The sequence below is a fragment of the Flavobacterium soyae genome (assembly GCF_021245985.1).
GTDB classification, from domain to species: Bacteria; Bacteroidota; Bacteroidia; order Flavobacteriales; family Flavobacteriaceae; genus Flavobacterium; species Flavobacterium soyae.
Window position 1 is genome coordinate 313102 of record NZ_JAJQXA010000001.1, and the last position, 17716, is coordinate 330817.

Genomic DNA, 17716 nt, shown 5'->3' on the forward strand with positions numbered 1-17716 from the left:
AAGCTATCAATCTAAGAACATTGAACTTAAGATTTATTAGCAGGAAAAAACTATCTTTGCACAAATTACAGAATTTATGAACAATAAGGAAGGCAATAATAAAAGAGGCGGATCGAGACCAAATAGCTCAAGATCAAACTCAAGCAAGCCAAAACCTCCTATGGCTAAGCGTGCGCAAGGGCCTAAAAAAGTGAAACCTGAAGTTAAGGCAGCGCAGGAAGCAGCATCTGAAAAAATTAGAAAACAAAATCAGCCGGCAAAGAGACAAAAGGCTTCTGACGAAATTCGTTTGAACAAATACATCTCAAATTCTGGGGTTTGTTCTCGTCGTGATGCCGATATATATATTCAGTCTGGAAACGTAAAAGTAAATGGTGTTCCGGTTACTGAAATGGGTTATTTAGTAAAATTGAATGATGTTGTAAATTTTGACGGTGTTGTTTTAACTCCTGAAAAGAAAGAATATATCTTACTAAACAAGCCTAAAAACTTTACAACTGCGCTTGACGAAGGTCAGGAATACCGTAACGTTCTGGAACTAGTACGTGGTTCTACCAATGCAAAAATTGCTGCAGTTGGAAGAATGGACAAAAATACAACTGGATTATTGTTGTTTACAAACGATACTGATATGATTCGTAAGTTTACTTTACCGAATCAGAAATCGTCTAAAATTTATCAGGTATCTTTAGACAAAAATTTGAAATTTGAGGATTTAGAAAAAATCAGCAAAGGTTTAGTTCTTGACGGGCATCGTGTGTTTGTTGAAGAAGTCAGCTACATTGAAAAAGAAGCAAAAAGTGAAGTTGGTCTTAAACTAAAATCATCTAATGTAAAAGTAGTTCGCGCCATTTTCGAACACTTTGATTATGATGTTTTGCGTATTGACCGCGTGGCTTTTGCTGGCTTAACTAAGAAGAATCTTCCTAGAGGAAACTGGCGCTTTTTGACAGATCAAGAAGTTATCAATTTGAAAAATTCTTAGTAGATTTTTTCAAATTTGATTTAAATATTAATCCTGTTTTACGTTGTAAAATGGGATTTTTTTTATTCAGAAACTGAAAAAGTTATGTCCAAAAAGTGTGAAGATTGATCTCCCGATGTTTTGATTTTTGTCTTCAACAGATTCGTAACATGAAAATCCTAAGATGATTTTGATTCCTGGCTGAATGCTGTTTAAAATGTCTCTTTTTTGTTCTTCCAGCAGTAATTTTAAACTGTCAAGTAATTGTATATTGTTTTTAAGATAAGAGACTACAAGTAGTGCAGAGAAATTAAGTATTTCGCGGGCAGTTTCGCTTTTAATTCCGACTTCGTTTGAAATCATTTCAGAAATTCTGCCTTTTTTATTAGTGAAGATTTCTTTTAGCAGTGCATTTCCTTCTATACGATAACAGTCGTCAACTGATAAAATTCTGCCCGAAGCAAAATCGACTTCCTGGTAAAAACCGGAATTATCTTCAATTAGTGAAACAATTTCTTTATAAAAGCCTGATTCTTCGGCCTTATTGTAGAGACCCATTAAAACTGTACCGATCGAAACATCAATTCCCTTTATCAGGAGTGCATCATTTTCAAAATAAAATTTGTTTAGTTTTGAAACAACGTTAGAAGAAATAAAACGTCTAAGCTCAATTTGTAGGTTTGGGGTCATACTCATAACTTATTAGATAATAATTTATACTCATTCAAAATAATCGATAAAGTGGGGCTTTTTATCGTTTATCAGGATAAAAATATAAAATATTTTAACATATCCAAAAAATAAGTGGAGAATTTACACGTTAGATTATAAGCACTTTAACAGAAAAAACTCTAAATACCAGTAAATATAACCTTTTCGTAATCAAAGAAAAGTGAAATATTTTCTTAATTTTTTTCAAGTTTTTCTTAAAAAAAATAAAAAATAAGAAAAAAGCTAATTATTTGTTATATAATTAAAACAATATATTCCGATATTCCCATATTGTGTGTAGAAAAATTCCGAAGTATATAATACAGAATAAGAAATTAATAAAACTCGATGCCAGGAAACCAAGAAGAGAGCCTGTTGCGGCTTTAATTGCACGTTTATGATTTGTTGAATCGTAAATTAATTCACCAATTAAAGCCCCGGCAAAAGGGCCAATTATAACTCCAAAAGGTATTGGAGCCAGAATTCCAACTATTAACCCAATGTTTGTACCCCAAACACCGTAGGGGCTTCCACCAAACTTTTTGGTGCCTTTTGCCGGAATTATATAATCTAAAACCGTAATTATTATAGTGAGTAAAAGCGTTATTCCTAAAAGCCAGTAATTATTTTCTACTGCTTTTGTTAAATACAGCAGCAATAAGCCAACCCAACAACTTGAAAGACCGGGTAAGACAGGTAAAAAACTTCCTAAAATACCCACAATCATGCATACAAAACCTAACGTTAATAATAGTAAATCCATATATTTTTGTAATTTTGCCCTTACAAACTTTTATAAAAATTAAAAATGCGTCCTTATTTGCAATTTATTCTTTTGTTGTCTTTGATTTTTTCAATCAATACGGCATGTGCGCAAACCAAAAAACTCTCCGTCGACGATCAATTACTGCAAGACAGTATTTATAAAAGCAACAAAAAGAAGATATTAAACTTTTCTATGAAAGAATTTGATACTCTTTTTTTTGAATTTTTTACTCATAAAAATGACCCGGATGTTCTTTTAACAAAAACCGAGTTTTACAATTATACGGTTCAAATTGCAGCCTTTTCTGACCGCCTTGCAAAATTATATCCTGACCAAAAGGAAGTTGCTGCACAAAACAAAGAACATTGGCTTTCAGAAAGGTATGAAGATTATTTAGAATACAAAGATTCTCAAAAAAAATAATTGTATTTTTATACTTCAGTTTAATTTATCCAATTCAACATCAAAGCCTTGAAGCAGTTTTCTATCTTTATTCTTTTACTATTTTTAAATTCTTGTCAATATTTTGAGAAGAAGGTCCCTTCTGAAAAAGAATTACTGCAAAAGGAATTAAAATCTATAAATTGGAAAGAGGTTGACGAGTATCCAACTGTTGCTGAATGCGAAACAATCAGCGATAAAAAACAGCGCCAAAAATGCTTTTTTGAAGTAATGTCACAGCTTATTCAGGAAAAACTAAACGTTGACAGCTTATCTATTTTATATCCTGATCTTGACACTATACAGGTAAAAGTGACTGTTTTTCCTAACTCAAAAATGAAATTCGAACCTGAATTTCAAAAAGATTCTGTTTTTTACGACACTATCAGAATTGACAGTGTTCTACATGCTCGTTTAGTTGATTTCCCTAAAGTAAATCCGGCTATAAAACGCGGTCTTCCTGTAAAAACACAGTTTACCCTGCCTGTAATTATTAAAGCTAAAGAATAGTTTTTTTTCACCATATAAGTGATATAAGTTCATTTAAAACTTGGTGTGAAATTTTACTTAAAACAAAACATAATTAGATTTGGCTTTAACTTAAAGCTCTTATATAACTTATATGGTTTAAACTATTTTATAAAACGGCGATCCTTCCATTCATATGAACCAAATAAGCTATACAAAGCTACAGCTGAACTGAAAAACGGGTAAAATAAACTACTTAATAAAAGGCTTTTGATTCTGGTTTTTGTCAAAAATTGATTGGTTTTATAAAGCAGAATAAAGTCTGTTGTGAATTTTAAAAAAGCAAATAAGACAAAAAATGGATAATGCCAGATTCTTAAAAGAAATAAGAAAAACGCGATCACAAAACTCAAATTTCCAAAAAAAACAATTATTCCTAAAAATTTTCCAAATGCGCTTTTATAAGAACTTGTTTTTGCCGCCCAGCGAACTCTTTGATAGAATAATGATTTCCAGTTTTCGGTTGGTTTTGTGAGCACAATTGCTTCTATAGCCTTTAAATAATGAACTTCATTTGGAAATTTTTCTACTGCTTTTTGCAGTAAAAAAACATCATCTCCGCTGGCAATTTTGTCATTTCCATCAAACCCGCTTAAACTTTGAAACATTGATTTCGTATAGGCAAAATTAGCTCCGTTACACATAAATCTTTTGCCTAAACCAAAACTTCCAATGGTTGCACCTTGTAAACTGGTTAAATCTAATTGTTGAAAATGGTGTAGAAAAGAATTCTCGCAATCATACGAAACCGCACCGGCAAGCATTGAAACTTTATTTTCCTGAATATAATTATCGAAAGTCAAAAGCCAGTTTTCCGGAACAATACAATCTGCATCTGTTGTTATTACCCAATTGGTTTTTACGTGCTGCATTGCAGTTGTAATGGCGTCTTTTTTAGGAGAATTTGATACCCGAATGTTATTTATAATTGATAATTGATAATTAACAATTGATGATTGAAACTTTTCATTTGAAGAATCATCAACTAAAATTACTTCAAATAAATCTGTGGGATAATTTAAGTTTGAAAAGCTATTTAAAAGTTCTGGAAGATTTTCTTCTTCATTTCGAAACGGAACTATAATTGTAAAACTCGTCTTTGGACTTAAACCTTTATTTTGGTAGTTTTTCACTTTAAAAAAGCCCTGAATAAGTGAACTGATACTTATTATGTATATGGTCAATATTTCAAATAAACCAAAAATCATGCGACTTTTTTGGTTTTAAAATTCAGCACAAAATAACTTCCTAAAACTACTGGCAAAACCACATTAAGAAACCACATTAAGGTGCTTATAAAAACTACAATCCATTCATTTACACCCAGAATTCCGAAGAAATAAATAGCAACGCTCCCTTTTACCGCAAAATCTAAAAACTGAAAAGTCGGCAAAGAGGAAGCTAAAAAATAAACCGATGCAATAGTTGCCATCAAAATAAAATAAGGCAGTTCGACATCAAAAGCTAAAAACAAAAAGTAATACTGATGGGAGAAAACTAAATATCTTAAAACTCCTAAAAGAATATTTTTTTGATGAATTGACTTTGGAATTTCATTGATTTTATGAATTAATTTTTCGATTGAATATCCCTTGATTTTGATCTTTTTCAGAGAAAACAAAACAATCAAAATCACAACAAAACCACCAAACAAAATGGCTACGGTTTTTGAGGTAATTACATTGTATTTAGCATTGAAATACATCAATCCAAATATTCCGAAAATAACGGTCAGAATCATTTGAATTCCGTTGCAGATTAAGTTTAGGAAAACTACTTTTTTGGTTTCAGCTTTTGGGTAATACAACGCTTTTCCGGCGTACTCTCCTACTCCGTTTGGTGTAAAAATTCCGGCGGTTAAAGCTGCTAAAACCTGTTTTGTGGCCTCATAACCTGAAATCTCATGAATTACTTTGGCAAGATTCTGCCATTTTAAAATCTCAAAATAACGATTCAAAACACTCAAAAGCAGAATAAAAGAAATCCCTAAAACCGATTGATTTTTTCGGAACAAAGCAATGAACTTCTGCCAGTCAAGTTTATCATTATTTGCCAGCTGATCGTAAATAAAATAAAATGCGCCGCCTACAATCAAAAGTTTGACTAGAAGAACAAGGAATTGCTTAGCTTTGTGAGGAATTGAAATCATGCTGCAAAAGTAAGCAAAAGTATTGCGAAAATGCTATTTCACAAAGATTCACGAAGAAATCGCAAAGACACACGGAGACAATAAAAACTTTGTGAATCTCTGTGATAACTTAGTGAAACTTTGTGTAACCCAACAAAGAATGACAAAAGAACGCATCATATTAGGAATTGACCCCGGAACCACAATTATGGGTTTTGGATTGATAAGAGTCATCAATAAAAAAATGGAATTTTTGCAGTTAAACGAATTGCAATTGTCCAAATACGACAATCATTACCAGAAACTAAAAATCATTTTTGAAAGAACCATTGAATTAATTGAAACGCATCATCCAGATGAAATTGCGATTGAAGCGCCTTTCTTTGGGAAAAACGTACAGTCGATGTTGAAATTGGGCCGCGCACAAGGCGTTGCAATGGCTGCGGGACTTTCAAGAGATATTCCGATTACGGAATACGAACCAAAAAAGATAAAAATGGCAATTACCGGCAACGGAAATGCGAGTAAAGAACAGGTTGCAAAAATGCTGCAACAACTTTTAGGCTTAAAAGAATTACCTAAAAATCTGGATTCAACCGATGGTTTGGCGGCAGCAGTTTGTCATTTCTTTAATTCAGGGAAAATTGTAGCTGGAAAAAGCTATACAGGCTGGGATGCTTTTGTGAAACAGAACGAGGATAAAATTAGGAAATGAGAAAATTAGTCAATTAGAAAATTTCTTATAGACTAGTTTTCATTATCTAATTATCAAATTGACACATTATCTAATTAAAAATGAGCGGTATCTACATCCATATTCCATTTTGCAAACAGGCTTGCCATTATTGCGACTTTCATTTTTCTACTTCAATGAAAAAGAAAGACGAAATGGTTTTGGCTTTGGCTAAAGAAATTGGCATGCGTAAAAATGAGCTTCTCGACTCCGCTCGAAGTGACAACGAAATAGAAACCATATATTTTGGCGGCGGAACTCCTTCTGTATTATCAAATGACGAGATAAAGTTTTTAATTTCAGAAGTTTATAAAAATTATAAAGTTTCAGAAAATCCGGAAATTACATTGGAAGCAAATCCCGATGATTTATCTGCTGAACGAATTTTGGAATTATCTAAAAGTCCAATAAATAGGTTAAGTATTGGAATTCAGTCTTTTTATGAAGAAGATTTGCAGCTGATGAACCGCGCTCATAATTCGGCGGAAGCCAAAAAATGTTTAGAAGAAGCGACAAAGTATTTTGATAATATTTCGCTTGATTTGATTTACGGGATTCCGGGAATGAGCGATGAAATGTGGAAACAAAATATCGAAACAGCTTTGAGTTTTGGTATTCCGCATATTTCGAGTTATGCTTTGACTGTTGAACCAAAAACAGCTTTAAGCAAATTAATTCAAACCGGAAAAATTGCTGAACCTCAGGATGAAGCTGCATCGAATCATTTTATGATTTTGGTCGAAACGCTTCAAAAAAATGGTTTTATTCATTACGAATTATCCAATTTTGGAAAAGATAATTATTTCTCCAAAAACAATTCGGCTTATTGGCTGGGCAAAAAATATATCGGAATCGGGCCTTCTGCACACAGTTATGACGGAATAAAGAGAGGCTGGAATATTGCAAATAATTCGCTTTACTTAAAATCGATTCAAAATGATGAACTTCCAATTGAAACGGAAATCCTGACTGTTTCAGATCGTTATAATGAATATATTATGACAGGATTACGAACGATTTGGGGCGTTTCGTTAGAGAGAATTGAAAAGGAATTTGGTTTGGAATATTTGAATTATCTGAAAAAACAATCACAAAAATTCTTAAACGACGATTTGCTTTCAATCGAAAATAATATTCTAAAACCAACTCCAAAAGGAAAATTTTTAACGGATGGAATTGCTTCAGATTTATTTTATCTAAATTTGGAAGAATAAAATTAGCCACGAAGGCACAAAGGCACAAATCAATTAAACTTTGTGACTTAGCGTCTTTGCGGCATAAAACCTAAACTTGTGTTAGCCAAAATCAACGACTTCGAAATCGACTTATCAAAACCTATTGATATCTCTATTCCATTAACAAATACAGACGAAAACCCTATTGCCTGGTATATCGAAAAACCAGTTATTGAACCTGTAGTTTTTGGAGATTGGATTGGGAAAGTTTCAGAAGGAAAATCATCTACGAATTTTAATAATATTTTCTTCAATCCGCATGGGCATGGAACACATACGGAGTGTTTGGGACATATTACCAATGATTTTTACAGCATTAATCAATCGCTTAAACAGTTTTTCTTTTTTGCCAACTTGATTACGGTTGAGCCAGAGGAAATTGGAGATGATTTAGTGATTACAAAAGAATTAATTGAAAAGGCGTTGAGCACTTCGACTTCGCTCAGCGTGACAGCTTTAGTAATTCGAACGCTTCCAAATCAAAAGGAAAAAAAATCAAGGAAATATTCGAATACAAATCCGCCTTATTTGTCTGAAGAAGCTGCGATTTTCATCCGCGAAAGCGAAATTCAGCATTTATTGATCGATTTGCCAAGTGTTGATAAAGAACATGACGAAGGCAAATTATTAGCACATAAAGCGTTTTGGAATGTAAAAGACACCGTTAATCTAAATGCTGATGCGCGATTGAATGCAACAATTACGGAAATGATTTATGTTCCAGACGAAATTGAAGATGGAAATTATATACTAAATCTTCAAATCGCTTCGTTTGAAAATGACGCAAGTCCATCAAAACCAATATTATATAAAATTTTAGATTTTAGAATGTAGATTTTAGATTACTCTACTGCAAAAAATCTAAAATCTTAACTCTAAAATCTAAAATTAAAATGATTAGTGTTTCAACAGATAAAACCAAACTCGACGTTCCGTTTATACAAAACTTTTTAAAAGACATTTATTGGGCAGCGGGACGAACTATTGAGGAAGTACAAACCACAATTGATGCTTCGATTTGTTTTGGAATTTATTTAAATGACAAACAAATTGGCTTTGCGCGTGTCATTACAGATTATGTTGTTTTTGCTTATTTAATGGATGTTTTTATAACCGAAGAACATCGAGGAAAAGGATATTCATCGATTTTAATTGAAACGATGATGAACGATCCTTTACTTAAAGATGTTAAAATTTGGAGATTGGCAACTACGGATGCTCACTTTTTATACGAGAAATTTGGATTTACAAAACTGAATCATCCTGAAAAAATGATGGAAAAAATAATATGATGAACACAATTATTAAACTCGAAGAAACGGCTTTATTTATTCTCGGAATATTTCTTTTTAACCGCTTAAATTACGACTGGTGGTGGTTTTTGGTTTTAATATTAGCTCCGGATTTATCTATGATTGGATATGTTTTTGGCAATAAAACAGGTGCATTTCTGTATAACCTCTTTCATCATAAAGGAATTGCGCTTTTAATTTATGCTTTAGGATATTATTTGAATATTGAAAGTATTCAATTAGCTGGAATTATTTTATTTTCACATTCGGCAGTGGATCGTGTTTTTGATTACGGATTGAAATATGAAAAGGGTTTTAAATACACGCATTTAGGTGAAATTGGTAAATAATAAATGATATGAATTTAGAAACGTTTTACGAATATTGTCTTTCGAAAAAAGGTGTGAGCGAGCATTTTCCTTTTGATGAAGATACTTTGGTTTTTAAAGTGGGCGGTAAAATGTTTGCTTTATCCTCTTTATCACAATGGGAAAAAAATGAACCATCGGTAAATTTAAAATGCGATCCAGAACGCGCGCAGGAACTCAGAGCTGAATACGATGAGATAAAACCAGGATTTCATATGAGTAAAGTGCATTGGAATACGGTTGCATTAAACGGAAATCTCCCAGTGAAATTTATCAAAGAACTCATAGATCATTCATATGAATTGGTTTTCAAAAGTTTGACAAAGAAAATTCAGAATGAAATTATCGACCCGAGGTAATTTTTTTACCGAACTGGCGGAGCAATTAGAAAATTAGGCATTACATTTGCACGATAAGAAAAAAAACTTAGCAACTTAGTTACTATATAACTTAGCAACTTATACAACCATGAAAGAACAATTTAAAAAATTTCTAAACGAAGAACAGGATCCAAAAGCGATTGAAAAAATCACTTCGAAACTTAACGATTTATTGATGAAAGGCGAAGAAGTTGGATACATCGCAGTGCAAAAAAAACCTGCAATTACTGTTTTTCCTGATAGCATTGTATTAACAAACAAGCGTATCATTATCTGTAAACCTAAAAATTTAGGTCTTTCTATGGATTTTACAGATTATACCTGGGATGATATTGCCAGTACTTTTGTAAAAGAAAACATCTTAGGTTCTGAATTTTCATTTGGTACAAAAACAGATTTAGCTGTTTCTATTGATTATATTCCAAAAATTCAGGCTAGAAAAATTTATACTTACGCTAAAGAGCAATTGGATTTATTAAAAAATCCAGTTTCTGCAGGAACTCCTGTTCAGGAAGTTGTTGAACCAGTTTTTGAAGAGGAAACAGAAGAAATTGAAGAAGTTGAAACTGAAGAGGTAACAAACTTTGCTGAAATTTTACCAGCAGCACCAGTATATACTGAAACTTTTGAAACAATTCAGCCAGCACAGCCTTCAACCGGAGAACGCAAATTAAGCGAATTATCTAAAGAAGAACTTTTTGATAAATTACAGAATTACAAAAAACTTCTTGACAATGGTTTAATCATGCAGGGAGAATATGATGCTTACAAAAAAGAGATTTTAAGCTACATGTAAGTAAGTCTTAAAGTCAAAAGTTGAAAGTCTTAAAGTTTTTGACTTTGTCTAAAATAAAAAAGCCAAAAATAGAGAAATTCTATTTCTGGCTTTTACTTTTTTATATGACTTTAAGACTTTCGACTTTCCAACTTTCGACTAAAACGTAGCTTTCTGTTTGTCTAAAAAGTTATGCGATTGTAATTCTAATAATTCCTTTGCATTTTTTCGTTGCAAGTCGTACAGGGTTTTATCCTCGGCAATATCAGCGTATACTCTGTCATGCATTTCTGCACTTGTTTTCATTAATAATTCACGTTGGTATTTATTTTGTTCCAAAGTAGCTTTCATTGCTGTTTCAGCTTCTTCTTGTTTAAAATCAAATTCCCCTTTTGGAGCTAATAATTTGGCTATAATTGGAGAAGTTTCGATTGCCAGAAACAACAACATTATAAAAAATGACGGAAGCCATGGCAGTTTGTTTAACGCATTTATACGTGCCATTAATCCGTCGAAACCTTCAATTATTGGCTGTGTCTGCGAAACTTTTTTATCTAAATCGGCCTGAAGTTGTTTTCCAGCCTTTTCTTTCTCGGCAATTTTAGCTTCGTTTGTCTTTTTCAGAGTTTCATATTCTTTTAAAGCAGCATCGTGCTTTTCTCGTTTTTCTTTATAAACCGGACCCTTTCCTAGTTTTTTAGTTCCGGCTGTTCCTTCGGCCTCTGTAATATAAGTTGAATATAATGCATTTACTTCTTTTTCTTTCTTTACAATATCCGCTTTCAAAGCCGCTATTTCTGCTTTATTTTTATCTAAATCTGTTTTGAAATAAGTCCCAATTTGCTTTTTATTGGCCAATTCCATTTCGTTTTTCTCTTTCAATAAAACGGTATTGATTTCTTTTTCAAAGATTTTAATTTCTAAAGGTTTCGAAATTACAATAGCAATAATAATCGCAAGCATAATACGTGGAGTCGCCTGCAGGAATTCATCCATAAAGCGGTCTCTCTTTTTAATTGTAGAAACGATAAATCGGTCTAAATTAAAAATAAGTAAACTCCATACAAACCCAAAAATTAAAGCCGGATAAATAGAATCAAAAACGGTGAAAAGCGCATAGGCACTGGCTAAAAACGCCATTACAGCGGTAAAGAATACGGTGGCACCAATACCAACATATTTGGTTTGTTCGCCTTCTGAACATCCTTCTAATAAATCTCGGTCAGCACCGGAACAAAGGATAAAAAATTGTTTTAACATGATTGATGATTTTTGATTGTGATTACTTCGTCAGTTCGCCTTTCAGGCTCGTGTGATTACGGCAAATTTAACGCCAAATTTTCAATTACGTTCAAAATATCGATTTGTTTTTAGCTGCAAATCAATTATTTGAGACTTAAATGTTAGTTAAACATTAATAAGAATAAGGAATAACTGACTAATCATAACACTATGTTAATTTTTTTAAAGGGTTTTAGTAATACAAAGAGTATAGTTTCGCAAGGAATCAAACTAAACTTACAATGAAAAAAATCCATTTATTACTAATGTTCTTATTTTTAGCTCTTTCTGGTTATGCTCAAAAAGCCATAATTTCCGGAAAAGTGCTTGATATAGATGATAAACTTCCTTTGCCTGGTGCGATGATCCAGGTTATTGGTGAAAACAAATACACTGTTTCTGACTACAATGGTCGTTTCGAATTATTAAATATTAATGTCGGAACTTATAAAGTTGAAGTAAAATATATTGGATATACTGCAATTACTCACGAAATTACAGTTGAACAAGGAAAAAACAATGTTTTAGATTTTGCCCTTAAAACTTCAGGAACAGAGTTGAGCGAAGTTGTAGTTGGAGATATCTTAAAAGGTCAGGCAAAAGCGCTAAATCAGCAAAAAAACAATAAAAATATTGGGAACGTAATTTCATCTGATCAAATGGGTCGTTTCCCAGATGCTAACGTTGGAGACGCTTTAAAGCGTGTTCCGGGTATTACAATGCAAAATGATCAGGGTGAAGCCCGTAATATTATCATTAGAGGTTTAGCACCATCCTTAAATTCAGTTACTTTAAATGGAGACCGTATTCCTTCTGCTGAAGGTGATAACAGAAACGTACAAATGGACTTGATTCCGTCTGATATGATTTCGACTATTGAAGTAAACAAAACTTTGACATCAGATATGGATGCTGATGCTATTGGAGGTTCTGTAAACTTAATTACAAGAGCGACTCCAAATGGTGAAAGAATTTCTGCAACACTTGCGGGAGGTTATTTGCCAATACGTGAGCACGCCAGTTACACGGCAGGTTTTGTATACGGAAATCGTTTTTTCGATAATAAATTAGGCGCTGTTTTCAGCGGTTCTTATAACAATGTTGATTACGGATCTGATAACGTAGAAAACGAATGGGTAAAAGATGATTTTGGAAATGAATATTTACAAGCTTCAGAAATTAGAAAATATAATGTACAGCGTATTCGCCGCAGCGGTTCTGTTGCATTAGATTATAAATTTGATGAAAATAACACCATTTTCGCCAATGCAATTTACAACTGGAGAGATGATAGAGAAAATCGTTTTAGAACGACTTACGATGATATTGAACCTATTTACAATGGTGAACAAATTACAGGATTTGAAGGTCGTGTAAAGCGTGAAACTAAAGGCGGTGTTGACAGCCGCCGCAACAAAAACAGAAGACTTGAAGATCAAAGAGTACAAAATTATTCTATTCGCGGAGAGCATTTAATCAACTCAAAATTAGATTTAGACTGGTCTGCCAATTATGCAAAAGCCAGAGAATACCGTCCGGGAGAGCGTTATATCGAGTATCGTCAGACTGGTTTAGAAATGACTGAAAATTTTTCTGATTTAAAATTCCCATTGGTTACAACAACTGGAGAAGCTTTGGATCAATTTGAATTTGATTCGGTTTCTGAAAATACAGATGAAACCAGCGAAAGCGAATTTGGAGCAAAAGTTAACATCCGTTTTCCTTTTACCATTATTCCTGCTCAAAAAGGAAGATTGAGAACAGGTCTTAGACTTCGTTTGAAAGAAAAAGAAAGAAACAATACTTTCTTTACTTATGAGCCAATTAATGACGGAATGGATTTATTATCTGAAATTTCGACAACTACTTTTGATGGAAAAAATTTCAATCCGGGAACTAAATATATACCGGGAACCTTTGCTTCGGCAAGTTTCTTGGGAAATCTTGATTTAAATAATGCCGCTTTATTTGATAAAGAATCAGATCCTTCAGAATTTTTAGCGGTAAACTATAATGCAAAAGAAAGTATTTATGCTGCGTATGTAAGATGGGATCAGGATTTTAACGATAAACTTTCGATGGTTTTAGGTTTCCGTTTAGAGAATACTCATATTGATTATACAGGAAACCGAGTTTTGGATGAAGAAGAATTAGAGAGTAAAATCAACACAACAAACTCTTATACTAATGTAATGCCGAGTATTTCTTTTCAATATAATGCTACAAAAGATTTAGTTTTAAGAGCTGCTGCAACTACGGCTTTAGCAAGACCAAACTATTATGCATTAGCTCCTTATGTAAACAATATTGCTTCAGATAAAGAGATTACAGCCGGAAACCCGGATCTTGATGCAACATACTCATACAATTATGATTTCATGGCCGAGAATTATTTCAAATCTGTTGGTTTAATTTCGGGAGGAGTTTTCTACAAAAGATTAAACGATTTCATTTACAACTACAGTGATAATGAATACGACAGTGTAAAATTTGCAAATGATTTCCCTAATCAGACAAACCCAATTCCGGTTGGCGAAAATTGGTCATTTTTACAATCACGAAATGGTGACACTGTTGATGTTTACGGATTTGAAGTTGCTTTTCAACGTCAGTTAGATTTCCTTCCGGGTCAATTCTTAAAAGGTTTTGCTGTTTATTTAAACTATACGTACACAAAATCTAAAGCAAAAGGAATTTCCGATGAAGATGGAAACGAGAGAAAAGACATCAGCCTTCCGGGAACCACTCCGCATATGTTTAATGGGTCTTTATCTTGGGAAAACAAACGTTTTTCTGCAAGAATATCAACCAACTTTACATCAGATTATTTAGATGAATTAGGTTCTGAGTCGTATAAAGACAGTTATTATGACAAACAATTCTTTTTAGATGCAAACGCTGCTTTCAAGATTACGCCAAAACTTCGTCTTTTTGCCGAAGCGAATAACTTAACAAATCAGCCATTGCGTTACTACCAAGGAATTGAAACGCACACAAAACAAGTAGAATATTACCAAGCCCGTTACAATTTTGGGTTGAAATTAGACTTGTAATAATCCATTTATAAATTTCTTAAATTAGACAGGACTTTACCGTTCTGTCTAATTTTATTTAAAATAAAATACCTAATGAAAAACAAATCTATACTTGCTTTTTTATTTTTAAGCCTTTCATTTACAGCTTGTAAAGACGATAAATTAGCACCAATTCAACCAAATGCGGTAAAACCAACAACGGTTACTGAAGCGTTGCCTCACGATACAGATGATCCTTCAATATGGATTAACCCCGCCGATGCTTCAAAAAGTATTATTGTGGGAACGGACAAAGATACCGACGGCGGTTTGTATGCTTTTGATTTGAATGGAAAAATCCTTAAAAAATCAATTGTTTTACAACGTCCAAACAATGTTGATATCGCTTACGGATTAATCATTGACGGGAAAAAAGTAGATATTGCCGTTACAACAGAACGTGAAACCAACAAAATAAGAATCTTTAGTCTGCCAGATTTAGAGCCGATTGACAATGGCGGAATTCCGGTTTTTGAAGGTGATGCAGAAAGAGATCCGATGGGAGTTTCTTTATACACACGCCCAGGCGATCAGAAGATTTTTGCTATTGTGGGAAGAAAAACGGGTCCGACAGGAAGTTATTTATGGCAGTATGAACTTTCTGGAAACGGAAAATTTGCTGCTGCAAAAGTGGTCCGTAAATTTGGAACTTACAGCGGTAAAAAAGAAATTGAAGCAATTGCAGTTGATAACGAATTAGGTTTTGTTTACTATTGCGACGAACAAGTTGGCATTAGAAAATACAAAGCTGATCCGGCTTTAAATGACAATAAAGAACTGGCTTTCTTTGGTCAAAAAGACTTTAAAGCTGATCACGAAGGAATTGCGATTTACAAAAAAACAGATTCTACAGGATATATTCTAGTTTCAAACCAACAGGCAAATTCTTTTATGGTTTATCCGAGAGAAGGCACAAAAGGAAATCCAAACAAGCACAATTTATTGGCAGAAGTTCCAACGTCAACAATTGAATGCGATGGTGCCGATGTTACAAGCGTAAACTTAGGCCCAAAATACAAAAACGGACTTTTCATAGCCATGAGCAACGGAATGACATTTCATTATTATGCGTGGGATTTGATTCAGAAACGTATTGATGAAGGGAAGAAATAAAGTGATTAGTGATCCGTTTTTAAAATGACGATAAATTTTGTCAGGCTGAGCGAAGTCGAAGCCCAACAACGTAAAAGCCCTTCGACTTCGCTCAGGGTGACATTTAGCCGTGACTGAACACTAAAAATCTGAGCACTGAATACTAAAAAAAGCTGTTCATAACTGAACAGCTTTTTTAATTTGAATTAAATAATTCCTTTTATTCTGTAATCGGTGCTCCGGCTAAGATTTCAGCATTGGCAAACTCTTCAAATTTGGCAAAATTAGCTTTGAATTTCTGAGCTAATTCCAGCGCTTTTTTATCGTATAAATCTTTGTCTTCCCAAGTATTTCTAGGATTTAAAATCTCACTTGGAACATTTGGACAAGATTGTGGTTTTGCAATTCCAAATACTTTGTGGTTTACATACTCTACATTATCCAGTTCTCCGTTTAATGCAGCGGTAATCATAGCACGTGTGTATTTTAGTTTCATACGGCTTCCTGTTCCGTATGCACCGCCTGTCCATCCTGTGTTGATTAACCAAACTTTTACATCGGCATCTTTCATTTTTTTGCTTAACATTTCAGCATATTTAGTTGGATGTAAAGGCATAAAAGGCGCTCCAAAACAAGCAGAGAAATTAGGCTGTGGTTCTGTAACTCCAGCTTCAGTTCCGGCAACTTTTGCTGTATAACCAGAAATAAAGTGGTAAGCAGCCTGCCCAGGGGTTAATCTTGAAATTGGAGGCAGGATTCCGAAAGAATCTGCTGTAAGGAAAAATATATTTTTTGGGTTATGACCAATAGAACCCGGCTGAATATTGTCAATATGTGTTATTGGGTAACTTACACGAGTGTTTTGAGTAATCGAAATATCATCATAATCTACTTCTTTAGTTCCAGCTTTAAAAACAACATTTTCTAAAAGCGCACCTTTTTTAATCGCTCTAAAAATGTCTGGTTCATTTTCTTCTGTTAAGTTGATTACTTTAGCGTAGCATCCGCCTTCGAAGTTAAAAACTGTGTTTTCAGCAGTCCATCCGTGTTCATCGTCACCGATTAATTTACGTTCCGGATCTGCAGATAAAGTGGTTTTTCCTGTTCCGGATAATCCGAAGAAAATAGCTGTATCTCCATTTTTACCAACATTGGCACTGCAATGCATTGGTAATGTATTTTCAAAAACCGGTAAAATGAAGTTTAAAGCAGAGAAAATTCCTTTTTTCATTTCTCCAGTATAACCAGTTCCGCCAATTAAAGCTACTTTTTTAGTAAAATCTAAAATAGCAAAATTAGACTGACGTGTTCCGTCTACAGCAGGATCTGCCATAAAACTTGGAGCACAAACTACAGTCCATTCTGGAGTAAAGTTAGCAAGTTCAGACTCTTCTGGTCTTAAGAACATATTGTAGCAAAACAAATTTGACCATGCTGTTTCGGTAACAACACGAACGTTTAGTCTGTAATTTGGATCAGAACAAACGTAAGCATCACGAACAAAAACCTCTTTGTCTGATAAAAACTTGGTTACCTTATTATATAATTTCTCAAAAGCTTCTGGTGCAAACGGGATATTTACATTTCCCCACCATACTTTATCTTCTGTAATGCTGTCTTTTACAATAAAACGATCTTGTGGAGAACGTCCTGTAAATTCACCTGTATTAATTGCCAAAGCACCTGTAGAGGCCTCAACACCTTGTCCTGACTGCACAGTTATTGCATGCAGTTCATCTGCTGATAACTGGTAACGAACCGTTGCATTTTCTATCCCTAATTCTTTTAACGAAATCGATTGCGCGAAAAGTGTGTTATTGTCCATAAATTTAATGTTGTGTTGTATGTTATTTTTTGGTGCAACAAAATATAATTTTACTAGTTCTTAAGCGTAAAACCCAAGTTTGCAAATTGTTATATTTTTTATCAAAGCAGATAAAAAGCAATA

General features: G+C 33.5%; 18 protein-coding genes. 12 read left to right on the top strand and 6 right to left on the bottom strand.

Translation table 11 applies throughout. The features are described 5' to 3' along the window. Nucleotides 1–76: 76 nt before the first annotated feature. A complete protein-coding gene (locus LUU93_RS01325) occupies nt 77–985 on the top strand; it encodes a pseudouridine synthase (protein ID WP_232677244.1) in 909 nt (302 codons plus the stop codon). 66 nt (nt 986–1051) lie between these two features. On the opposite strand, the gene LUU93_RS01330 is transcribed toward LUU93_RS01325, so the two are convergent. After that, nucleotides 1052–1654: a DUF937 domain-containing protein gene (locus LUU93_RS01330; protein WP_232677255.1), complete on the bottom strand. Its 603-nt coding sequence runs from the start codon at nt 1652–1654 to the stop codon at nt 1052–1054. A 283-nt stretch (nt 1655–1937) separates the two neighbouring features. Then, on the bottom strand, nt 1938–2438 hold the full coding sequence (locus tag LUU93_RS01335; protein WP_232677280.1) for a DUF456 domain-containing protein: 501 nt from the start codon (nt 2436–2438) through the stop codon (nt 1938–1940). A 45-nt stretch (nt 2439–2483) separates the two neighbouring features. On the opposite strand from LUU93_RS01335, the gene LUU93_RS01340 reads away from it, so the two are divergent. Continuing rightward, a complete protein-coding gene (locus tag LUU93_RS01340; protein ID WP_232677282.1) occupies nt 2484–2864 on the top strand; it encodes a hypothetical protein in 381 nt (126 codons plus the stop codon). A 48-nt stretch (nt 2865–2912) separates the two neighbouring features. Next, complete coding sequence (locus tag LUU93_RS01345; protein WP_232677283.1) at nt 2913–3392, top strand: hypothetical protein; 480 nt, start codon at nt 2913–2915, stop codon at nt 3390–3392. A 122-nt stretch (nt 3393–3514) separates the two neighbouring features. On the opposite strand, the gene LUU93_RS01350 is transcribed toward LUU93_RS01345, so the two are convergent. Both LUU93_RS01350 and LUU93_RS01355 read right to left on the bottom strand, forming a co-directional pair. Next, nucleotides 3515–4618 (bottom strand): glycosyltransferase family 2 protein, encoded by a 1104-nt coding sequence (locus LUU93_RS01350; RefSeq protein WP_232677294.1) that lies wholly within the window; start codon nt 4616–4618, stop codon nt 3515–3517. After that, nucleotides 4615–5559 (bottom strand): lysylphosphatidylglycerol synthase domain-containing protein, encoded by a 945-nt coding sequence (locus LUU93_RS01355; protein WP_232677302.1) that lies wholly within the window; start codon nt 5557–5559, stop codon nt 4615–4617. Before LUU93_RS01355 ends, LUU93_RS01350 begins: the two co-directional genes overlap by 4 nt. Before the next feature lie 139 nt (nt 5560–5698). Here LUU93_RS01355 and ruvC point away from each other — a divergent pair, with 139 nt between their 5' ends. The 7 genes from ruvC (at nt 5699) to LUU93_RS01390 (ending at nt 10342) form a co-directional block, all read left to right on the top strand. After that, nucleotides 5699–6253, top strand: coding sequence for a crossover junction endodeoxyribonuclease RuvC (gene ruvC / locus LUU93_RS01360; protein ID WP_053469969.1), 555 nt, complete (start codon nt 5699–5701; stop codon nt 6251–6253). 80 nt (nt 6254–6333) lie between these two features. Further along, nucleotides 6334–7485 (top strand): radical SAM family heme chaperone HemW, encoded by a 1152-nt coding sequence (gene hemW, locus LUU93_RS01365; protein WP_232677309.1) that lies wholly within the window; start codon nt 6334–6336, stop codon nt 7483–7485. A gap of 78 nt (nt 7486–7563) precedes the next feature. Then, complete coding sequence (locus tag LUU93_RS01370) at nt 7564–8340, top strand: cyclase family protein (RefSeq protein ID WP_232677312.1); 777 nt, start codon at nt 7564–7566, stop codon at nt 8338–8340. 59 nt (nt 8341–8399) lie between these two features. Next, complete coding sequence (locus LUU93_RS01375) at nt 8400–8798, top strand: GNAT family N-acetyltransferase (RefSeq protein WP_232677315.1); 399 nt, start codon at nt 8400–8402, stop codon at nt 8796–8798. Beyond that, nucleotides 8798–9148, top strand: a complete 351-nt coding sequence (locus LUU93_RS01380) for a DUF4260 domain-containing protein (protein ID WP_232677813.1) — start codon at nt 8798–8800, stop codon at nt 9146–9148. Before LUU93_RS01375 ends, LUU93_RS01380 begins: the two co-directional genes overlap by 1 nt. Before the next feature lie 8 nt (nt 9149–9156). Beyond that, nucleotides 9157–9525: an MmcQ/YjbR family DNA-binding protein gene (locus LUU93_RS01385; RefSeq protein WP_232677317.1), complete on the top strand. Its 369-nt coding sequence runs from the start codon at nt 9157–9159 to the stop codon at nt 9523–9525. A gap of 109 nt (nt 9526–9634) precedes the next feature. After that, entirely contained in the window at nt 9635–10342 is a 708-nt protein-coding gene (locus LUU93_RS01390; protein ID WP_232677330.1) for a PH domain-containing protein, read from the top strand. Nucleotides 10343–10480: 138 nt separating this feature from the next. On the opposite strand, the gene LUU93_RS01395 is transcribed toward LUU93_RS01390, so the two are convergent. Continuing rightward, nucleotides 10481–11581: a DUF4407 domain-containing protein gene (locus tag LUU93_RS01395; protein WP_232677332.1), complete on the bottom strand. Its 1101-nt coding sequence runs from the start codon at nt 11579–11581 to the stop codon at nt 10481–10483. 263 nt (nt 11582–11844) lie between these two features. Here LUU93_RS01395 and LUU93_RS01400 point away from each other — a divergent pair, with 263 nt between their 5' ends. Together LUU93_RS01400 and LUU93_RS01405 are read left to right on the top strand one after the other, a co-directional pair. Next, nucleotides 11845–14655, top strand: a complete 2811-nt coding sequence (locus LUU93_RS01400) for a TonB-dependent receptor (RefSeq protein WP_232677341.1) — start codon at nt 11845–11847, stop codon at nt 14653–14655. Between the two features lie 75 nt (nt 14656–14730). After that, entirely contained in the window at nt 14731–15789 is a 1059-nt protein-coding gene (locus LUU93_RS01405; RefSeq protein WP_232677357.1) for a phytase, read from the top strand. Between the two features lie 199 nt (nt 15790–15988). On the opposite strand, the gene pckA is transcribed toward LUU93_RS01405, so the two are convergent. Then, entirely contained in the window at nt 15989–17593 is a 1605-nt protein-coding gene (gene pckA, locus LUU93_RS01410) for a phosphoenolpyruvate carboxykinase (ATP) (RefSeq protein ID WP_232677370.1), read from the bottom strand. Nucleotides 17594–17716 lie beyond the last annotated feature (123 nt).

Bases quoted from the DNA above. Each gene is read 5' to 3' on its own strand.
- LUU93_RS01405 (WP_232677357.1), top strand. From the start codon at position 14,731: ATGAAAAACAAATCTATACTTGCTTTTTTATTTTTAAGCCTTTCATTT.
- LUU93_RS01325 (WP_232677244.1), top strand. From the start codon at position 77: ATGAACAATAAGGAAGGCAATAATAAAAGAGGCGGATCGAGACCAAAT.
- LUU93_RS01390 (WP_232677330.1), top strand. From the start codon at position 9,635: ATGAAAGAACAATTTAAAAAATTTCTAAACGAAGAACAGGATCCAAAA.
- LUU93_RS01385 (WP_232677317.1), top strand. From the start codon at position 9,157: ATGAATTTAGAAACGTTTTACGAATATTGTCTTTCGAAAAAAGGTGTG.
- LUU93_RS01395 (WP_232677332.1), bottom strand. From the start codon at position 11,581: ATGTTAAAACAATTTTTTATCCTTTGTTCCGGTGCTGACCGAGATTTA.
- LUU93_RS01340 (WP_232677282.1), top strand. From the start codon at position 2,484: ATGCGTCCTTATTTGCAATTTATTCTTTTGTTGTCTTTGATTTTTTCA.
- LUU93_RS01400 (WP_232677341.1), top strand. From the start codon at position 11,845: ATGAAAAAAATCCATTTATTACTAATGTTCTTATTTTTAGCTCTTTCT.
- LUU93_RS01335 (WP_232677280.1), bottom strand. From the start codon at position 2,438: ATGGATTTACTATTATTAACGTTAGGTTTTGTATGCATGATTGTGGGT.
- LUU93_RS01380 (WP_232677813.1), top strand. From the start codon at position 8,798: ATGAACACAATTATTAAACTCGAAGAAACGGCTTTATTTATTCTCGGA.
- LUU93_RS01350 (WP_232677294.1), bottom strand. From the start codon at position 4,618: ATGATTTTTGGTTTATTTGAAATATTGACCATATACATAATAAGTATC.
- pckA (WP_232677370.1), bottom strand. From the start codon at position 17,593: ATGGACAATAACACACTTTTCGCGCAATCGATTTCGTTAAAAGAATTA.
- LUU93_RS01355 (WP_232677302.1), bottom strand. From the start codon at position 5,559: ATGATTTCAATTCCTCACAAAGCTAAGCAATTCCTTGTTCTTCTAGTC.
- ruvC (WP_053469969.1), top strand. From the start codon at position 5,699: ATGACAAAAGAACGCATCATATTAGGAATTGACCCCGGAACCACAATT.
- hemW (WP_232677309.1), top strand. From the start codon at position 6,334: ATGAGCGGTATCTACATCCATATTCCATTTTGCAAACAGGCTTGCCAT.
- LUU93_RS01330 (WP_232677255.1), bottom strand. From the start codon at position 1,654: ATGACCCCAAACCTACAAATTGAGCTTAGACGTTTTATTTCTTCTAAC.
- LUU93_RS01375 (WP_232677315.1), top strand. From the start codon at position 8,400: ATGATTAGTGTTTCAACAGATAAAACCAAACTCGACGTTCCGTTTATA.